Raw genomic sequence first — 17,466 nt, 5'->3', positions numbered from 1 at the left:
GGACTGGAGCGCACTGGATTTCTGTGACAAGCACAGGAGTGAGGAAAGATGAAGGGCGCAAACAAGTTCCGGCATCTAACCAACCCAAGATCGTCTGTACCGCTGCTAACCGACAATACCGATTATTCCGTCCATGAAACATTCGTCAGAACGTTCGAAGGAATAGGCTCGTTCTCCCAAAGGCCCGTCAGCTTCTTGTTCCACACGCCAAGTTTGGGCATCACGAAGAGATAAAGCGCCGGCACGTCCTCTGCCAGGATTTTCTGGGCCTCGCCGTAGATCCGGTTCTGCTCGGCCGGGTCCGCCGTTTGCTGCACCTTTGTCATCAGGGCGTTGAAGCCGGGGTTCTTGTAGTTGAAGTAGTAGGGATCGCGCGAATAGATGTCGATATCCATCGGTTCGGCGTGAGCCACGATGGTCATGTCGAAGGCGCGGTCCTTCATGACGTCCTGCACCCACTTCGCGGGAAATTCCGTCGGCTTGATGTTCATCGTCACGCCGATTTCGGCAAACATCGCTTGCATCACCTGCGCGCTGCGCGGCGCATAGGCCATTTGCGGCACCTTGACGGTAAAGCTGAAACCTTCGGGATAGCCGGCTTCGGCAAGCAGCGCTTTGGCCTTCTCCGGATTATAGGCCAGCACGCCCGTCGTGTCCTGATAGCCGGGATCATTCGGCGTGTAATGGCTGCCGATCGCCGTTCCCAGACCGGACCACGCGCCCTCGATTACCGTCTGCCGGTCGATCGCCATCATCAGCGCCTGGCGGACCCGCTTGTCGTCAAAGGGCTTCCTGGTGTTGTTCATGCCGGCGACGACCTTGAGTTCGGTGTTGCCGATTTTTGTCGTCAGCCGCGGGTCGCCATCGAACGAGCTCATCAGCTCCGGTGCCGCGAATTCCGGGATCGCATCGATATCGCCGGCCTTGAGGGCTGCTGCCTGCGCCTGCGGATCGGCGATGAAGCGGAAGGTCACCGTGTCGAGCTTCACCGAAACCTGCTTGTTCCAGTAGGTCTCGTTCTTCGCCAGCTCGACCTTGTCGCCTTTCGCCCAATTGACGAATTTGAACGGCCCGGTCCCCACAGGCACGGTCTTGTCGTTGTCGGCCGATTTCGGGCCGACCATCACCGATGCCGGCCAGCCGAGCCAGTAGAGCAGGCTGCCGGTGGGTGCAGACAGATGCAGGACGAGCGTTTCGGCATCCGGCGTATCGATCGACGCGATCGAGGCGAAGAATCGCTTCTGCGGATTGACTGAGTCCTTGCCACGGGCACGATCGAGCGCAAATTTCGCCGCGGTCGCGTCGAAGATTTCACCATCGTGGAAGGTAACGCCGCTCTGCAGCTTGAATGTGTATGTCAGGCCATCTGCAGACACGTTCCAGCTCCTGGCGAGCTGCGGCCGCACCTTGCCGCTCTCGTCGATCGAGACGAGGCCTTCGAAGACGTTCTGCCACGTCACCTGGCCGATTGCCACAGGCGCCGCGATGGTGGGGTCGAGCCCGGTCGGTTCCACGCCCATGCCGAGATTGAGTGTCGTCTTCGGCGCTGCATCGGCAGGGATGATTGCGCCGGGAGCCGCAGCGTAAAGAACGGCGAGAATGGGAAGAAGGCGGACGGAGGGGGCAAGGCGGATCATCGATATCCCGTCGGTTTCGGCGAACACAAATTGTGTTCTCTGTGTATCGAAAAGCGATACACACTAAAACGGCGGGCAACGCAAGAGCCCGCCTGCCGCAGCCTCAGCGCGCCTTTAGCTGGCTGCGCATGAAATCCTCGATAAAGCCGCTGAGTTTTGCCGCGGCAAAAGAAAGCTGCCGGTCCGGCGCGATCGAGAGTTCGGCATGGGTGCGGATCGCGCTTTCGGCGGCGAGCTTTACGGCCGTCAGCGCCCCGGCCTCGATCTCGCGCCGCACGGAGAGCTGCGGCAGCAGCGTCACGGCCATGTCGCTCAACACCAGCTCCTTCAGCATCTCAAGCGCGCTGACGGTGAATGCCGGCTCGATGATCAGACCCTGCCGCCCGGCGGCGGCATCGAAGCTCTGCCGGAAACCGAAGGATTTTTCAGGAAGCGCCAGCGTATGGCGGGCAAGCTCGCGCAACGTCACTTCCTTGAGGCCGGCAAGCGGATGCCTGCCGGAAGCGATGACGTCATACGCGATTTCCGAGCGGGCGACCACTTTCGCCTCTGTCGTCCCGGGTGCAAAGAGCGTCAATGCTATGTCGGCCTGCGCGGAATTGACCGCCTCAATCGCCTGGCGCGCGCTGGTGATGATCACCTCGAAGCGGATATTCGGATAGCTGCGCCCGAATTCGGCCAGCGCCGGGGTCAGCAGGCTGGCAACGATGGCGCCGTTTGCAAAGATCGTTACCCGCCCGCGCTCCAGCCCTTTCAGGTCCTCGATCAGCTGCTGGACGTGCTCGAGCTCCCGCAGCGTCCGCCCGGCGCGGGTGGCCAGCAGTTCGCCGGCGGCAGTCAGCGTCACCCCGCGGGCGCTGCGCTCGACGAGCGGCGTACCGAAGAATTCCTCAAGGTTTTCGATCTGTCGGCTGACGGCTGTCGGCGCAACGGAGAGGTTCTCCGCCGCCTGGCGCATCGAACTGGTTCTGACCAGTTCGTCGAAATACATCAGCGCCCGGATCTGCATGCGTCTCTCCCGCCTTCTGCTCTGCGCTTCTCTTTAGGCAATCGCGCCGGGCGAGGCTAGATGTCGCGCCAGGCGCGCTGCGCTCCTTCGTGCGGCAGCGCCGTTGCTTCGTGGACGCCGCGGGCAATGGCCCTGGCCATGACGACACCGGCGAGATGGCAAAGCTCCATGAAGGTCCCGGGCGTCTCGATCGGCTTGGCGCCGGTCGCCGCAGCAAAGACGGTGTCGCCGTCGAGCGGCAGATGGGCGGGGAACAGGGCCCGCGCCAGTCCGTCATGCGCGGCGATCGAAAGGCGATGCGCCTCCGCCTTGGTCAGCACGGCGTCGGTCATGATCGCACCGATGGTCGTCGCCGGCGCATTCATGCCCTTGAGACGCATCCGGTGGTCGATGGACGGAGGCATTCCGAGACCGCCGAACTCGCCATCCTGCTCGAAAGGCGCGGCCCAAAAATGCTTGCCGCTGCCGATCGTTGCCGAGCCAAGCGCATTGACAGCGACGATGGCGGCGATCACGTGCCCGCCGCTGCCGAGCGCGCTGGCCGAACCGAGCCCGCCCTTGAACGTCGCGGTCGTTGCACCGGTTCCCGCGCCGACCGTGCCAAGATCGAAAACGCCTTTGGCGGCATTCCGGCAGGCCTCGTAGCCCATGTCGCGATAGGGCGCGTGCAGCCCCCAATCCTTGTCGCCGCCATTCAGCAGGTCGAACAGGATCGCCTGCGGCACGATCGGCACGCGGATGTCTCCGACGGCAAAACCGCGCCCGGCCTGGCGCAGCCAGGATTGAATGCCACCCGCAGCATCCAGCCCGAAGGCCGAACCGCCTGACAGCACGAAGGCATCGACCCTTTCGACCGTCATCGACGGATCGAGCAGTGCCGTGTCCCGTCCGCCGGGTGCACCACCGAGCACGCTGCCCGACGCCACGGCCGGTTCGTCGAAAAGGATGGCGGTTACGCCCGACCCAAGTGTCAGGTCGGTGGCATGGCCGATGGAAATTCCGGCAATATCGGTAATGAGATTGAGCAAGATCGGTCCCCGGTGTGTGCGGCGATTAGGAGCGCAACAACGGCCAAAAAACAAGACCGGCCCCAGGTGATGGCGCCGGTCAGAATTCTTCCGAAGAAACGAATTGGGGAAGCCCGTGCCTGCAATCAGGCATGCAGCGGCTTTGGATGACGGCGGGTCATCAGGTCGTGAATCGCGAGCTTCACCTCGTCGGGCGAGCGGAAACGCTGCTCGTCGAGGTCGTGCACGTGAAACTTCACGGCGATGAACTTCAGCCGGTCTTCATCCGGAATGACGATCCCGACGGGAACGCCTGCATATTCTATGACTTGCTTTTTCATGCGTAGAACTCCTGCCGCGCGGACTGCGCGAGCGACGGCGAATTGACTTGTCTTGTACCGTTGAAAGGGGGACGAACGTCACATTCGACAGTTCGGGCGGGAGAGGGCGCCCGGACGGTCATTGCCGAGCACAGGGCGCCCAAGGAGATAGGCGAGAATATCGATTTCAATCATGTCTCGTTCCTTGCGTTAGCGTTGCACTCGTGATGGTCCCGTAGAGCCAGGACCGGCGATGACTGACTTCCAATAATCTACTTACCTAGTAGAGAATAGCGGATCGTCAGTCAGAAACATATTCCGAAACGTGTCAAAATTTCGGCGATCAGAACAATTTCATTCCATCATATCCGAATTGGCAGAAAGAACTTATCAAGACTTTGTGCAATTCACGTGACGGTCGAACAGCTCCTTCGATCACCGCAGCAGACATAGGAAGCCTGTCTGATTCCGGCAATGGTGCAATTCATTAAAAAGCGGTATGCCGCGAAATGACCGAATTCGTTAATGCTCGGCGGGCTTATTACCAGCCTTCGGAAAGCACCTTTTCCAGCATGTCTGCAAAGAAATCGGCGCTCTCGATCGTCAGGCACAGCGGCGGTTTGATCTTCAACACGTTCAGGTGATCGCCGGTCGGCTGCATGAGAACACCGAGTTCCAGCAGGCGTTCGCAGATTGCCGCGGTCTCTCCTGTTGCCGGTTCCAGCGTCTCCCTGTCGCGAACGAATTCGAGGCCGAGATAGAGGCCCATGCCATGGACGGCACCGGCGATCGGAAACCGTTCGATCAAGTTCACAAGCCGCGCCTTCAGATGATCGCCGACCTCGCGGGCGTTCTCCTGCAGGTTCTCCTCGCGCATGATGTCGAGCACCGTCATGCCGGCAACGCAACTGACCGGGCTGCCGCCGGACGAAGAGAAGAAATATCCCTCGCGCTCCAGCGAATCGGCGATGGCCTGCGTGGTGATCACGGCTCCGAGCGGGTGGCCGTTGCCCATGCTCTTGGCGATGGTGATGATATCGGGAACGACGCCCTGCTGCTCGAAGCCCCAGAAGTGGTGGCCAAGCCTGCCATAGCCGACCTGTACCTCGTCGGCGATGCACACGCCGCCGCGGGCGCGAACTTCCGCGTAGAGACCGGCGAGATAGCCCTCGGGCAGCGGAATGCCGCCGGCATTGCCATAGACAGGCTCGGCGATGACGCCCGCCAGCCCCTGGCCGCTGTTGTCGATCGCCTGCAGCACCGGAATGGCGGCGGCCAGATAATCGCGCGCTGATTCCGGCCCGCGGAATTCGCCGCGATAGGTATTCGGCGCTGCGAGCGGATGAACCCAGGCAGGCCGTGTCGAGAGCGCCTGCGGATTGTCGGCCACCGACGTGGAGACCGCATCGCTCGCCACCGACCAGCCATGATAGCCTTCAAGCAGGCAAAGCGTGTTGCGCGCGCCGCTATGCGCCCAGGCAAGCCTTAGAGCCAGATCGTTGGCTTCCGAACCGCTGTTGACGAGGAAGACCCTGTCCAACCCTTCGGGCGCGAGTGCCGCGAGACGCTCGGAGAAGTCGGCAAGCGCCTCGTAGTGAAAGCGCGAATTGGTGTTGAGCTTCAGCCACTGGTCGGCGATTGCGTCGGCCAGATGCGTGTGGCCATGACCGAGAATCGTCACGTTGTTGACCATGTCGAGATAGGCGCGGCCCTCGACATCGAACATGTGCTCTTTCCAGCCGCGCTCCATCTGTGGCGGCCGGTCGTAATAATTCTTCTGCGGTTTGGCGAAATGCGCCTGCCGCTTGGAAAGCAAACTCTCCGTATCGGGCTTCGGCGCATTGCAGCCATCGCCGAGCAGCAGCGAAGGCGAGGGGCAAAGGGCTGCCCAGGCGCCGGCATCGCCTGCCGTGGCAAAGAGCGGCGGCTCCAGGCCGGCAACGGTGCAAAGCTGGATGCGCAGGCCGCCGAGCGATGCGCTGTCACCCGAAACCGTGCCGATCGGCTGCCCGGCCTCGACCTCTGCGCCATCCTCCACTGTCGGCTCGATGCCGTCGAGATGCAGGCTGACGCCCGTGCCTGCGAGCACCAGATGATGGTTTTTCAGATCGATCCGCCCCGCAAAGGGAGCCGCGACCGGGTTGCCGCCGGAAAGGCAGATATCGCTATGCAGCGCGAAGGTCGAATGTGGCCTGGCGCTCAGCGTGCTGGCGCGTGACAGCCGGTATTCGCCGTATCGCGTTGCCGCAGCGCCGCTGTCATTGGCGACGCGGGCAAGCAGCCGCCAGTCCATCTCCGCATTCAGCCAGTTGCCACCGGCGAAATGGCGGCTCTGCACGCCAAGATCGAGATAGGTGATGTCGGCCGTGTTGATATCGGGCAGAAGCGGCAGCCAGGATGAATTTTCCGGGAGCGCAGGCTCGATCCCGCCAACCTTCAGGATAGCGGCCTCCATCAGCTCGAACGGCACCGACATCGCCGTGTCGAAGATGATGCGTTCATGCTCCAGATTGCCGCGGGCATAGTCATTGTCGGGGTCAACAGAAATCTGCTGCTCGCCGCTGGCAACCAGGATCACGGCGCGCGCCACGATCAGCGGCCAGAGCGCCTTCAGCTCCTCCGGCGTCAGCGGGTAGATCTCGTGATAGGCCTTGACGGCCGGCAAGATGTAGAGCGGATCGCCATCGGCGTGATGCAGCAGCGAAGCGCATGCCACGGCCAGATCGCCAACCAGCCAGCCGCGAATGATGTCGCCGAAATCAATCACCCCGTCGGGGATCAGCCGGCCATGGGCATCGGGAAGGCTGACGACATTGTCGTCGGTCACGTCATGATGGACGGCCTGAACGCGAAGCGCCGAGGCCAGCGGCTGGATGCGGCGGACGGCAAGCACCATCGTCTTGGCAATCCGGTCTCGGGCCGCGCTGTCGGTGATCGCCGACAGAAGCTGGACGGCGACAGGTCCGGCCCGTCGCAGATCCCATTGAAGACTGCGCTCAAGACCCGGATGATCGAAATCAGCGAGCGCTTGGGCCAAACGGGCGCAGAGGGCGCCGAGAGCCGTCACCGAATTCTTCGGCAGATACTTGCGATGGGTGAGGCTTTCGCCTTCCAGATATTCGAGCACGCGAACCTGATAGGTCTGCTCGCGAACGGTCACCGCAATGATTTCCTGCCCGTCGGTCGATGTCAGCAGCCGCGGCACGCGCGGTGCGCCTTCGATCGTGGTCAGGTGGTGGATGGCAGCATTCTGCGCCTCGAGCTCCAAAGTCTCGTAGGCCATGTGGCAGATCTTCAGGACGAAGCGGCCGTTGCCAGTGTCGAGCCGGTAGTTCCGGTCCTGCTGGCTGCCGAGCTCGATGATCGTACCCGACAGTCCGTAGCGGGTTTCGAGGATGCTTAAGGCTTCATCCGGCGTCACGTCCGGTCGCGGCAGCTCCATACGATCGGTGAGCGCTTCGTCGGTCATCGCATCCCCCAGGGCATGATTCGATTGTTCACACTAAGCAGATAATCGAATGCATGCTATGGGCAAGCGTCTGGCAGCACGCCTTTCGGGCGCAATCAGCCCATACGTTCGGATGCGTAGGAGCCCGGGCTTGCCGGGAACACCACCGTGCGGTTGCCGTTCAGGAAGACCCGGTGATGGATATGGGCATGGATGGCGCGGGCCAGAACCTGACTCTCGACATCGCGGCCGATCGAGACATAGTCGTCTGCTGACTGCGCATGGGTGATGCGGGCCGTGTCCTGCTCGATGATCGGGCCTTCGTCGAGATCGGCGGTGACATAATGCGCCGTCGCGCCGATCAGCTTCACGCCACGCTCGTAGGCCTGCTTGTAGGGATTAGCACCCTTGAAGCTCGGCAGGAAAGAGTGGTGGATGTTGATGATCTTGCCGGACATCTTCTTGCACATTGCATCGGAGAGGACCTGCATGTAGCGGGCGAGCACGATCAGCTCGGTGCCGGTCTGCTCGACGATCTCGAGGATCTGCGCCTCGGCTTGCGGCTTGTTTTCCTTGGTCACCTTGATGTGGTGGAAGGGGATGTCGTGATTGACGACAACCTTCTGGTATTCGAAATGGTTGGAGACTACGCCGACGATGTCGATCGGCAGCGCGCCGATCTTCCAGCGGTAGAGAAGGTCGTTCAGACAATGGCCGAAGCGCGACACCATCAGCAGCACCTTCATGCGGCTCTGGCCGTCGTGGATCTCGGCGTCCATCTCGAACTTTTCGGCTATCGGCTTGAAGCCTTCAACGAGAGCCGGCAGCTTCACGCCCTCTTCGGAGATGAAGGAGACGCGGGTGAAGAACTTGCCGGTGTCGAGGTCGTCGAACTGGCTGGAGTCGACGATGTTGCAGCCCTTGTCGGCAAGGTAGTTGGAAATCGCCGCAACGATCCCGCGCGTCGATTTGCACGTCACCGTCAAAACATAGTTCGTCATGTCCGTCTTCCTTCTCGCGGCTTCGCCGGCAGGCTGCTTAGATCAAACGTTGCCCGTCGAATAGGCCACGGCTCTTTCATTCGTGCAACATTTTGCAAGGCAAGCTATCAGGCGCTTGCAAGCTCCCGCATTCTGTCGATGCATCTATCAATGACCGCTGACTTGAAGAAAGTCCGTTCCGCTTGCGTCGTCGCATATCCCCGCCGCGCAGCTATCTGACGGCAGCGGCCACCACTGCAGGGTCGGCCGCGAGAGGCGCCGCCCGGCGCGTTCCCTCGTTGACCTTCAGGAAGCCGACGAGCAGCCATGCCACCCCTGCGGTCTTCATCGAGAAGATCGCTGTCGAACCGATCATCAGATTGAGGAACATGAAGAGCGACAGCGAATGGCTGAGCCGCTTCTGGTTCGGCGTCTTTCCCGCCGGGAAAAAGGAAACGAACAGCCAGAAAAGGATGAGGCCGAAGATCGTTGCGCTGTAGGTGATAAAGACATAGCCGCTATCGACGTAGCCCAGTCCTTTTTCGAGCTCCAGCCCCAGGGTTGCCGGGAGGTCCATGGCGATGATGTTGCGCACCGTGCCGCTGATACGGCCGACGAAGTCGTCGTCATGAGCGTTCGGTTTGAAGGCGTGGATGATGAAGCCAACGACGATGATCCCGGGCATCATGAAGAAGTCGAGGATCTTCGGCAGCCAGGGATAAATGACATAGCCGCCAAGGCAGACGACGCTGAAGATCAACATGGTGCGGGTGTCATTGGTGAGCAGGATAAGGACGACAGTCGCCACGAAGATCATGCGATCGAAGAACGTCAGCCGGTTCGAGAAGCTGACGAGATAGATCACCATCACACCGCAGAAATTCGCCAGCGAAACCTGTTCCAGGAAGATCGATGACGAGCGGTGGTCGATGATGCCGAAGGAAAAGCGATCGGGAAAGCCAAGCGCGCCGCGAAACAGGCCGAGATCGCTATAAGTCGCTCGCGGCACGCCGCGCGTATTCTCGAAATATTCCGCGGGATGGAAGAGCGCCACATAGGCCGTCACCGAAACGATTTCGCAGATCAGCACCGAAAGAACCGCCAGGCAGCAGATCTTGAAGACCAGCTTCAACGTCCGCTCGTTTGTCCAGCGCCCCATGACGACGAAGGCGAAGACAATCAGGATATTGCGCAGGTGGTCAATGTAGGCCGATTTGCTGATCGCCATGACGTAAACGGTCAGCACGATCGTCGCCAGCAGGTAGCCGAGCGGGACGAGATCTTCCTCGAAAATGCCCTTTCGCAGGATGAACGCAAAGCTGTAGCCGAGGATCAGCATTTCGCTCATCACCACATAGGCCGGCGAAAGCGGCATGATGTTGTGATTGATGAAGGCGAGGATGGCGTTATATGTCACCGACAGCACACCGGCAGCGAGAATGCCCCACTGTATCGGTTCGACCGTTTCTGTGCCTGCCGCCTTCATCGCGTCACTTGCCCATCAGCACGCATGCGTCTTTGGCGGCTGCGGGCGCCTTGGCGGCGGCTTGCAAGGCTGCCAGCTGCTTGCGGTCCTTGCCGTCATGCGGCTGTACGTTGAGCGGTTCGGTCTCCGGCCACCAGTCGCCCGCCACCCAGTACGTCCAGCCGAGCCACACGTCGGCATTGTCCTGCATGGCGGAGAGCACATCCTTCAGCCCGGCAACGCATTCGGGTACCTGCGAGACGCCGAATTCGCCAAGCAGCACTCGGGTGTCGTTCTTGCGGGCCCAGTCGGACATGTCGAGAATGGCCTGTTTGGCGCTGGCGTTGCCGCTGCATTCGTCCTTGGTGCCTGAGGAGTCGCTGTCGAAATACTGATGAACCTCGTAGCCGAAATTCTTGCGCGGATCCTTGATGCCGAGCATCACGGTGCCGTTGGCATCGTCATCGCCGCTCTGCCAGGAATGCGCGCCGGTCCAGCGTGTTCCGGGCACGAGGATATAGTTCTTGGCGCCGACGGTGCGGATGCCGCGAATGGCGGTATTGGCGGCCTCCAGCCATTTGGTGGCAGAAATGTCGTGCGGCTCGTTCATCAGCCCGAAGACCACGTCGTTCTGATCGGAAAATTCGGCAGCCAGGCGCGTCCAGAAATCGGCAAAGGCGAGCGTCGTCACCGGCGCGGTGCCGATCTGCGTCTTCTTGTATTCGGCATAATTATGCGGGTCGAGGATGATGGTCATCTTGTGCTTGCGCAGCAGCGCCACCGCATCCTTCAGCCGCTGAAGCTCGTCTTCGTTCAGGGATTGGCCAAGCTCCGGCTGCAGCCGCTCCCAAAGGAATGGCAGGCGCACCGTGTTCATGCCCTTCTTCTGGAAATAGGTAACGGTTTCCTCGGACGGATAGGCATAGTCCTTGAAAACCGTTCCATCGGGGTTGCCGAATTCGGCGCCGGAAAGATTGACGCCCCGAAGGCATGGCCCCGCAGTGCTGGCAGCACTCGCCTGCAGGGGCAGAAGCGCTGCGGCAATCGTCAGCAGGCGGCGCCAGTGGCAGGAGGTGGCTCTCATGGTTTTCCCAGGTTTCAGAAGTAGCCGCTAATATCGGTGGGCGCATCTTAACGGTCCGTTAGCTAAGGATTTCTAAAATTAACCTACCTCCGCTGCAGTCTGCCGGCGGGCCACGAGAGCGCTGATGAGCCAATTCGACAGGAACAGGGTGAGCCGGTTGCCGGGCTGGCGGAGCTTCGAGCCCGTTCAGGCTGCATCCGAACCCGTGCGTCCGCGTTCGCCCGTGCTGCGTCCCTCTGATTTTGCTAAGGTAACTGCCGAACTGCCGCAGGAGCCCGAGGCCTTGCGCAGCGAGCCCGCGGCTCCGCAGGCTGCACCGCCCGCGCCGGCAGCGGTTGAAGCGGCGGCCGTCCGTCCTGAGCCCGTCATCGCCGTTATCCTTGCCGATGAACCGCTGCTCGATGTCCGCTCGGCGATCTTCGCCATCTGGAACCGCAAACTGCTCATTGCCGCACTCGCCGCACTCGGCGCAGTCGCAGGCGCTGCCGTTTTGCCGATGCTGCCGCAGAAATTCACGGCAACGGCCAGCCTCTATTTTGATCCCCGGCAGATCGGGCTTGCCGACCCTTCCACGCAGCAATCAACGATCTCGCCGGAAATGATTTCGTCGATGATCGACAGCCAGGTGCAGATCCTGACCTCGGGCAATGTGCTGAAGCGCGTTGCCGACACGATGAAACTCAACGAGGATCCTGATTTCAACGGCGGACGGACGGATGATGCGGCTGTCATCAGCGCACTTCAGAAGTCGCTGACCATTGCCCGCCAGACCGGCACCTACGTGGTTTCGCTGACGGCGGTCACCCATAACCCGGAAAAGTCGGCCAAACTGGCAAACCAGGTCGTTGCCTCCTTCATGCAGGAGGAAAGCAGTGCCTCGACCGGGCTTTACGAAAACACCACCGCGACCCTCGATGGGCGGCTCGCCGATCTTCGCAAGCAGGTGCAGGATGCCGAGCAGGCGGTCGAAAGCTTCCGCTCCGACAACGACATGTCGGAAACCGATGGCAAGCTGATCTCCGACCAGCGGCTCGGTTCGCTGAATACGCTGCTCGTCACCGCTCAGGACAAGACGATCCAGGCCAAGACGCGTGCGGATGCGGCCGCCAGCATGAGTTTCGAGGCCGTTGTCGCCAGCGGCCAGACAGAGAGCGGCAGCTCTTCGGTCAACTCGGCGCTCGGAAGCCTGCGGCAGCAATATGCGACGCAGGCAGCCATCGTCGGCAGCCTCGAAAGCCAGATGGGCTCCCGCCATCCGCGCCTCCAGGCGGCACGTTCGTCCCTGCAGAGCACCCGCGACGAGATCAAGGGCGAACTCCAGCGCATGGTGACCTCGGCCAAGGCCGAATATGATCAGGCCAAGAAGGCCGAAGACGCGGTTGCCAAGGAACTGAATATCCAGAAGGCGCTGCAGGCCACCGCATCCGACAAGCAGGTGGAGCTCAACGAGTTGCAGCGCAAGGCGACCGCCGTGCGTAACATCTACGAGACGTTGCTGAAGCGCTCCAGCCAGACGGCGGAAGAACAGAACCTGCCGCAGAGTAACATTCGTGTGATTTCCGAAGCCGAGCCGCCGGTAAAGCCGGACGGTCCCGGCAAGAAGACATTGATGATCGCAGGCCTGCTCGGCGGGCTGTTCGCAGGCTTCGCGCTCGGCGCAGCGCTTGCCATTCTGGCCAGCCTTTGCGCCCATCCAGTAGTACGCGGATATTTCCGCCGCGCTTGATGCGGTGGCGCTCTCATCCTACATCAGGAAAAGAGTTCCGGGGCATCGTGCCGAGGGAGATGATGATGCGTTCCTTGTTACTGATCCTGGCAGCTGCCCTTACCGGCCTGTTGCCGCTGCAGGCTTCTGCAACGGATTGGAGCGCCGCCGGCACATCCGGCGTCCAAAGGCTTTATCCCTATACCGATCTGCCGGGCGTCAAGGCGCAAGCGGACAAGAAGGATGAGGAACAATACGCCTGCCACACCGAGACCGGCCATATTCGCCGGCAGGGTGACTGGATCTTCCGCTCCGGCGGCATGCCCACGATCGTCTATGTCTGCGATCGCGATGGACTCGTCACTCAGGGCACGCAGGTCCCTCTGCGTGGCCACTACCAGCCGGTTCGCTGATCAGCCTTTGCGAGCAAAATAGCGCGATATCAGATAATCCAGCGACAGACGCCCCGGCCCTCTGGCGATAATGATCAGGAAGCAAACGGCCCATGTGCCGTGCGTCGGCCAGGCATCGGGATAGACGAAGGTCTCGATCACCAGCGTCATCGCAAGCAGGGCCAGCGCCGACAGGCGGCTCGCCAGTCCCAACACCAGCAATAGCGGAAAGAAGTGCTCGGCAAAGGCTGCGAGATGGGCGGCAAGCCAGGGGTCGACGAGAGGCAGCTTGTATTCGGTCTGGAACAGATAGACCGCATTATCCGTCACCTGCCAGCCGTCCACCTTTGTCTGCCCCGATTGCCAGAAGACCGCGGCAATCGATAGCCGGGAAATGGTGGCGATCAGATCATGCGGGATGCGGTCGAGAAGCGCGGCGGCGCTCTTGAATATTTGGGCAAAGCCGCGGCCATCAGGTGCTGAAAGTGTCATGTTCTCATTCATCGTCTGCTCCTGTGGATAGGCCGGTGAATGCGCCTGCCTGCAGCGCTCCGGCAAGATTGGCGGAAAGGTCGAAATCGGCAGCAAGCGACAGGGCCTCACCCGCGGCTGCGGCAAGCGTGGCGCCTTGCGCGAGGGCATTGAGGAAGACGGCACCGCCCGGGGGCAGCCGGTGAACCTCGACGATCATCTGCGGGCGGACGACCAACGCATCCTCACCCCGCCAATCCTCGATGGGGCCAAATGCCATCTCTCCGGCGTTCATCGCCCATATCGTCACGGCAGGGTGTTCCGACCGGAGGGCGGATAGCGAGGGGTGAGGGGAGAAGGTCAGCCCGGCCGTCTGCTCCGCGGATACCGAAGCCAGCATCTCTGCCACCATCGGCGCGGCATCGGCGGCGTGATAGGCCCTGCCGCGTGCCGCTTCCAGCCGGATCACGTCAGGCAGATAGGGGATCTCCTGCGCGGGTTCGAAGCTCTCGACGAAATCCCCGAAATCATCGCCATAGGAGAGCAGCAGCGGTGATCGCGGCGGATGGAACAGCACGAACTCATGCGCCATCGCGGCGAAAAACTCTGCGCCGGTGATCCTTTCCGCCACCGGAAATCGCGAGACGATCGCGCCGATCAGACCCGAAATCACGTTGTTGCGGTAGACGTCGAAGCGGCGCGGCGGCTGTGCAGTATTCCAGGAGACAAGCCCTGCGGGTACCGGCAAATCGCCGTCTCTCAGGGCAGACGCAAAGCGTCTCTGTGTGGTGATCGACATGGTCTGACCTCACGCCGCGCGCCGCTTGGCGGCGCGCTCCAGGATTTCGCCTGCGGCTTCCGCCTCGGCTCTCAGAATTCGCCAGTTGGGAACGTCATTATCCCACTCGACGAGGCTCGCGATCGGGCCGGTGCGGGCAATCAGCTCTTCGTAGAGCGCCCAGACGGGATCCTTGACCGGCGTATCGTGCGAATCGATCAGTAGCGGCGCGCCGTCGTCATCCACCGTTTCGGAATGGCCACTGAGATGGATCTCGCGCACGGACTGAACCGGAAAGCGGGAAAGATACGCCCGCGGATCGATATTGTGGTTCGTCGCGGCAACGAAGACGTTGTTGACATCCAGCAGCAACCCGCAGCCGGTGCGCTTGACGATCTCGCTGAGAAACTCGGTCTCCTCGAGCGTGCTTTCGGCAAACAGCAGGTAGGTGGCCGGGTTTTCCAGCAGCATCTGCCGCTGCAGCACATCCTGCACTTGCGAGATATGATTGGAAACGCGCGACAGCGTTTCCGGCGTATAGGGAAGGGGCAGCAGGTCGTTGAGGAAAACCGTGTCATGCGAGGACCAGGCGAGATGCTCCGAGAAGCTCTCAGGCTCATAGCGGTCGCAGACGGTTTTCAGCCTTCGCAGATGGTCGGTATCGAGCGGCTGCATCGAGCCGATCGACAGGCCGACCCCGTGGATCGACAGCGCATAGTCCTCGCGCAGCTTGCCGAGCTGGGCGTGCGGCGGCCCGCCATCGCCCATGTAGTTCTCGGCATGAACCTCGAAGAAGCCGACCGGCTGGCGGGCAGCGATGATGCTGGCAAAATGCTCGGGCTTGAAGCCCACGCCGGGACGGCCGGCAAGTGCGGAGGGTTTCATTCCATTTCTCTCCGGTTGGTCCGGCGGCGCCGTCGGTGGCGCCGCCTCTTGTCGACGGAAGCGGATCAGACCGGAGCCGGCCCCTGTGTCAGCGATCCGGTGCCATCAGGCGTCTTCATCGACATGCAGGTCCCGGCCGGCACCAGCTTCCAGGCGTTCTTCTGGTAGTCGATCTTGGCCGTTCCGGCGCAGGTCGTGCCCGGGCCTGCTGCGCAGTCGTTCTGCCCCTTGAGGGCGATGCCGTAGCATTTCTCCTTTGCGGCATCCTGGGCCGAAACGGTCGTTACGCTGCCGATCAGCGAGAGCGCAGTCGCGACCGAGGCCGCAAGCACGGTGACAGGTAGTTTTGTCATGGGTCTTCTCCGGTGTGGTGAGTTTCTGGGGGCGTTCGGAACGGTCAGGCCGGGGTCAGCGAACCATGGCCCTTGGGCGTCTTCATAGAGACGCAGGTGCCGGCCGGAACGAGCTTGAAGGACATCTTGTCGTAGCTGACCGTCGATTTGCCGGCGCAATCATGCTTGCCGGCCGCGCAATCGTTCTGCCCCTTCATGGCGACGCCGTAGCACTTTTCCTTGTTGTCGGCGGCGGATGCTGCCGGCGCTGCAATGGTTGCGAGCGCCGAAGCGATGGAGCCTGCCAGTGCAAGCGTGACGATGCTGTTCTTCATGGTTTCATCTCCGTAAGATTGCCGAGCCGTGATTGGCTTGCATGGTGGGCTACGGAGCTGCGGCAGCCGTTGTTACAGCGCCCTCTTGGAATTTTTGCGCCGGAAGCTCTTGCCGTTTACGGGATGGCAAGCGAAAACCCTGAAAACAAAGGCATCCGCGTCTGTTCGAAATATTTGAGATGCGGCAGTAACAAAAATGTGTGCCCATCCGTAGAGGACTATGTCGGGTGAAACATTCGGCGCGTGAAGAGGAATGGGCAGGCTGGATGCGCAGCGCCATCGAGGGCGATGCGCAGGCCTACCACCGCTTCCTGTCGGCTGTGACACCCCACTTGCGCGCAATGGCGCGCCGGCGCTGCGACCAGTTCGGCGCTCCGGCGAGCGAAGCGGAGGACGTGGTGCAGGAAGTGCTGCTCGCCGTCCACCTCAAGCGCGGCACGTGGGATCCGGCGCGCCCGATCGGGCCATGGCTGTCGACGATCGTGCGCAACAAGCTGATCGACAGCCTGCGCCGCCGCGGCCGCCACATCGACGTTCCGATCGACGACGTCATGGCGACGCTCGAGGCGGAAGAGCAGGCAGGCAACCTGGACCGGCTCGACGCCGAGCATATGCTGGAGCGGCTGAAAGATCCGCAACGCGATATCGTCCGCTCCATTTCGATAGAGGGGGCGGGAATACGGGAAACGGCCGAGAGGCTGAAGATGACGGAAGGAGCGGTGCGCGTCGCGCTGCATCGCGCTCTGAAGTCGCTGGCAGCCTTATACCGGAGTGAGACGAGTGAAGACCGATGACCTGATCAGCATGCTTTCCGAGGACGCGCCGGTGCGGATCCGCCTGGGGCCGATGCTTCTTGGCGCGCTTCTCGGCGGCGTCGTCATCTCCGCCGCCCTGCTGCTGGCAACCATCGGCATTCGCCACGACATGGCAAGCGCCATCGAGACCGCGCGCGTCCTCTTCAAGATCGTGACCACGCTGACACTCGCCGTCACCGCCTGCGGACTCGTCTTCCGCATCGGCCGCCCCGGCATTCCACTCAAGATATCGGCTCTCAGCCTGCTCATCCCGCTGGCCATGGTGATCGCGGGCGTCGCAACCGAATTGACGACCATCCCTGAGGACGCCTGGCGCACGGCGCTGATGGGCCGCAACGCGGCCTTCTGCGTCTTCTTCATTCCTGTCCTGTCGCTGGCGCCGCTGGCGGGCTTTCTCTGGGCGCTGAAGAGTGCCGCACCGGCAAACCCGACCCTCGGCGGTGCCGTCGCAGGCCTCGCCTCCGCCGGGCTCGCGGCCGCGCTCTACGCCTGGCATTGCCCCGACGACAGCCCGTTGTTTCTGGCGACCTGGTACACGGCGGCCGCCACGGCCGTTACCGCGCTTGGGGCGCTGATCGGCTCGCGATATCTGCGGTGGTGAAGAGAAAAATAGCGAGCTTTCGGGAGCGGTTGCTACCGGCCTAAGCTGCTATTTTTAAATGGGAATGGTGCCCAGAAGAGGACTCGAACCTCCACACCCTTTCGGGTACCAGCACCTGAAGCTGGCGCGTCTACCAATTCCGCCATCTGGGCGACGGAGAGCCATGTACGGGGGTGGCTCTTTGCTGTCAACAGGGTTTTTG

Annotated in this window: 17 protein-coding genes and 1 tRNA gene; 4 read left to right on the top strand and 14 right to left on the bottom strand. The window is 61.8% G+C overall.

What is annotated here, in order from left to right; translation table 11 throughout:
* Positions 1-122: 122 nt before the first annotated feature.
* The 8 genes from J2X43_RS09685 to J2X43_RS09650 form a co-directional block, all read right to left on the bottom strand.
* Positions 123-1,637 carry an ABC transporter substrate-binding protein gene (locus J2X43_RS09685; protein ID WP_310293781.1) on the bottom strand — a complete coding sequence of 505 codons (1,515 nt, stop codon included), beginning with the start codon at positions 1,635-1,637 and terminating at the stop codon, positions 123-125.
* A gap of 103 nt (positions 1,638-1,740) precedes the next feature.
* On the bottom strand, positions 1,741-2,646 hold the full coding sequence (locus J2X43_RS09680; RefSeq protein ID WP_310293518.1) for a LysR family transcriptional regulator: 906 nt from the start codon (positions 2,644-2,646) through the stop codon (positions 1,741-1,743).
* A gap of 56 nt (positions 2,647-2,702) precedes the next feature.
* On the bottom strand, positions 2,703-3,677 hold the full coding sequence (locus tag J2X43_RS09675) for a P1 family peptidase (RefSeq protein WP_405049584.1): 975 nt from the start codon (positions 3,675-3,677) through the stop codon (positions 2,703-2,705).
* A 122-nt stretch (positions 3,678-3,799) separates the two neighbouring features.
* Positions 3,800-3,994 carry a hypothetical protein gene (locus tag J2X43_RS09670; protein WP_112385111.1) on the bottom strand — a complete coding sequence of 65 codons (195 nt, stop codon included), beginning with the start codon at positions 3,992-3,994 and terminating at the stop codon, positions 3,800-3,802.
* Between the two features lie 520 nt (positions 3,995-4,514).
* Positions 4,515-7,442, bottom strand: a complete 2,928-nt coding sequence (locus J2X43_RS09665) for an aminotransferase (protein WP_310293513.1) — start codon at positions 7,440-7,442, stop codon at positions 4,515-4,517.
* Positions 7,443-7,537: 95 nt separating this feature from the next.
* A complete protein-coding gene (gene purU, locus J2X43_RS09660; RefSeq protein WP_112514215.1) occupies positions 7,538-8,422 on the bottom strand; it encodes a formyltetrahydrofolate deformylase in 885 nt (294 codons plus the stop codon).
* A 211-nt stretch (positions 8,423-8,633) separates the two neighbouring features.
* On the bottom strand, positions 8,634-9,887 hold the full coding sequence (locus tag J2X43_RS09655) for a hypothetical protein (RefSeq protein WP_310293510.1): 1,254 nt from the start codon (positions 9,885-9,887) through the stop codon (positions 8,634-8,636).
* A gap of 4 nt (positions 9,888-9,891) precedes the next feature.
* Positions 9,892-10,950, bottom strand: a complete 1,059-nt coding sequence (locus J2X43_RS09650; RefSeq protein ID WP_310293508.1) for a glycoside hydrolase family 5 protein — start codon at positions 10,948-10,950, stop codon at positions 9,892-9,894.
* Positions 10,951-11,074: 124 nt separating this feature from the next.
* On the opposite strand from J2X43_RS09650, the gene J2X43_RS09645 reads away from it, so the two are divergent.
* A complete protein-coding gene (locus tag J2X43_RS09645; protein WP_310293506.1) occupies positions 11,075-12,676 on the top strand; it encodes a GumC family protein in 1,602 nt (533 codons plus the stop codon).
* A 59-nt stretch (positions 12,677-12,735) separates the two neighbouring features.
* Positions 12,736-13,068, top strand: a complete 333-nt coding sequence (locus J2X43_RS09640) for a hypothetical protein (RefSeq protein ID WP_310293503.1) — start codon at positions 12,736-12,738, stop codon at positions 13,066-13,068.
* On the opposite strand, the gene J2X43_RS09635 is transcribed toward J2X43_RS09640, so the two are convergent.
* The 5 genes from J2X43_RS09635 to J2X43_RS09615 all read right to left on the bottom strand — a co-directional run bounded on the left by J2X43_RS09635 (position 13,069) and on the right by J2X43_RS09615 (position 15,848).
* On the bottom strand, positions 13,069-13,539 hold the full coding sequence (locus J2X43_RS09635) for a DoxX family protein (RefSeq protein WP_310293779.1): 471 nt from the start codon (positions 13,537-13,539) through the stop codon (positions 13,069-13,071).
* Positions 13,540-13,543: 4 nt separating this feature from the next.
* Positions 13,544-14,317: a DNA-binding domain-containing protein gene (locus J2X43_RS09630; RefSeq protein WP_310293501.1), complete on the bottom strand. Its 774-nt coding sequence runs from the start codon at positions 14,315-14,317 to the stop codon at positions 13,544-13,546.
* A 9-nt stretch (positions 14,318-14,326) separates the two neighbouring features.
* Positions 14,327-15,181, bottom strand: coding sequence for a DUF692 domain-containing protein (locus tag J2X43_RS09625; RefSeq protein ID WP_310293499.1), 855 nt, complete (start codon positions 15,179-15,181; stop codon positions 14,327-14,329).
* Between the two features lie 65 nt (positions 15,182-15,246).
* Positions 15,247-15,534, bottom strand: a complete 288-nt coding sequence (locus tag J2X43_RS09620) for a DUF2282 domain-containing protein (RefSeq protein ID WP_112514207.1) — start codon at positions 15,532-15,534, stop codon at positions 15,247-15,249.
* Between the two features lie 44 nt (positions 15,535-15,578).
* Entirely contained in the window at positions 15,579-15,848 is a 270-nt protein-coding gene (locus J2X43_RS09615; protein ID WP_112385122.1) for a DUF2282 domain-containing protein, read from the bottom strand.
* A 227-nt stretch (positions 15,849-16,075) separates the two neighbouring features.
* On the opposite strand from J2X43_RS09615, the gene J2X43_RS09610 reads away from it, so the two are divergent.
* Together J2X43_RS09610 and J2X43_RS09605 are read left to right on the top strand one after the other, a co-directional pair.
* On the top strand, positions 16,076-16,642 hold the full coding sequence (locus J2X43_RS09610) for a sigma-70 family RNA polymerase sigma factor (protein ID WP_310293494.1): 567 nt from the start codon (positions 16,076-16,078) through the stop codon (positions 16,640-16,642).
* A complete protein-coding gene (locus tag J2X43_RS09605; protein ID WP_310293492.1) occupies positions 16,629-17,264 on the top strand; it encodes an NrsF family protein in 636 nt (211 codons plus the stop codon). Before J2X43_RS09610 ends, J2X43_RS09605 begins: the two co-directional genes overlap by 14 nt.
* A 65-nt stretch (positions 17,265-17,329) precedes the next feature.
* On the opposite strand, the gene J2X43_RS09600 is transcribed toward J2X43_RS09605, so the two are convergent.
* Positions 17,330-17,416, bottom strand: a tRNA-Leu gene (locus J2X43_RS09600).
* Positions 17,417-17,466: the final 50 nt, after the last annotated feature.

It is taken from the genome of Rhizobium sp. BE258 (assembly GCF_031457345.1).
Taxonomy (GTDB): domain Bacteria; phylum Pseudomonadota; class Alphaproteobacteria; order Rhizobiales; family Rhizobiaceae; genus Rhizobium.
This window is presented reverse-complemented; position numbering and strand designations above follow the sequence as displayed.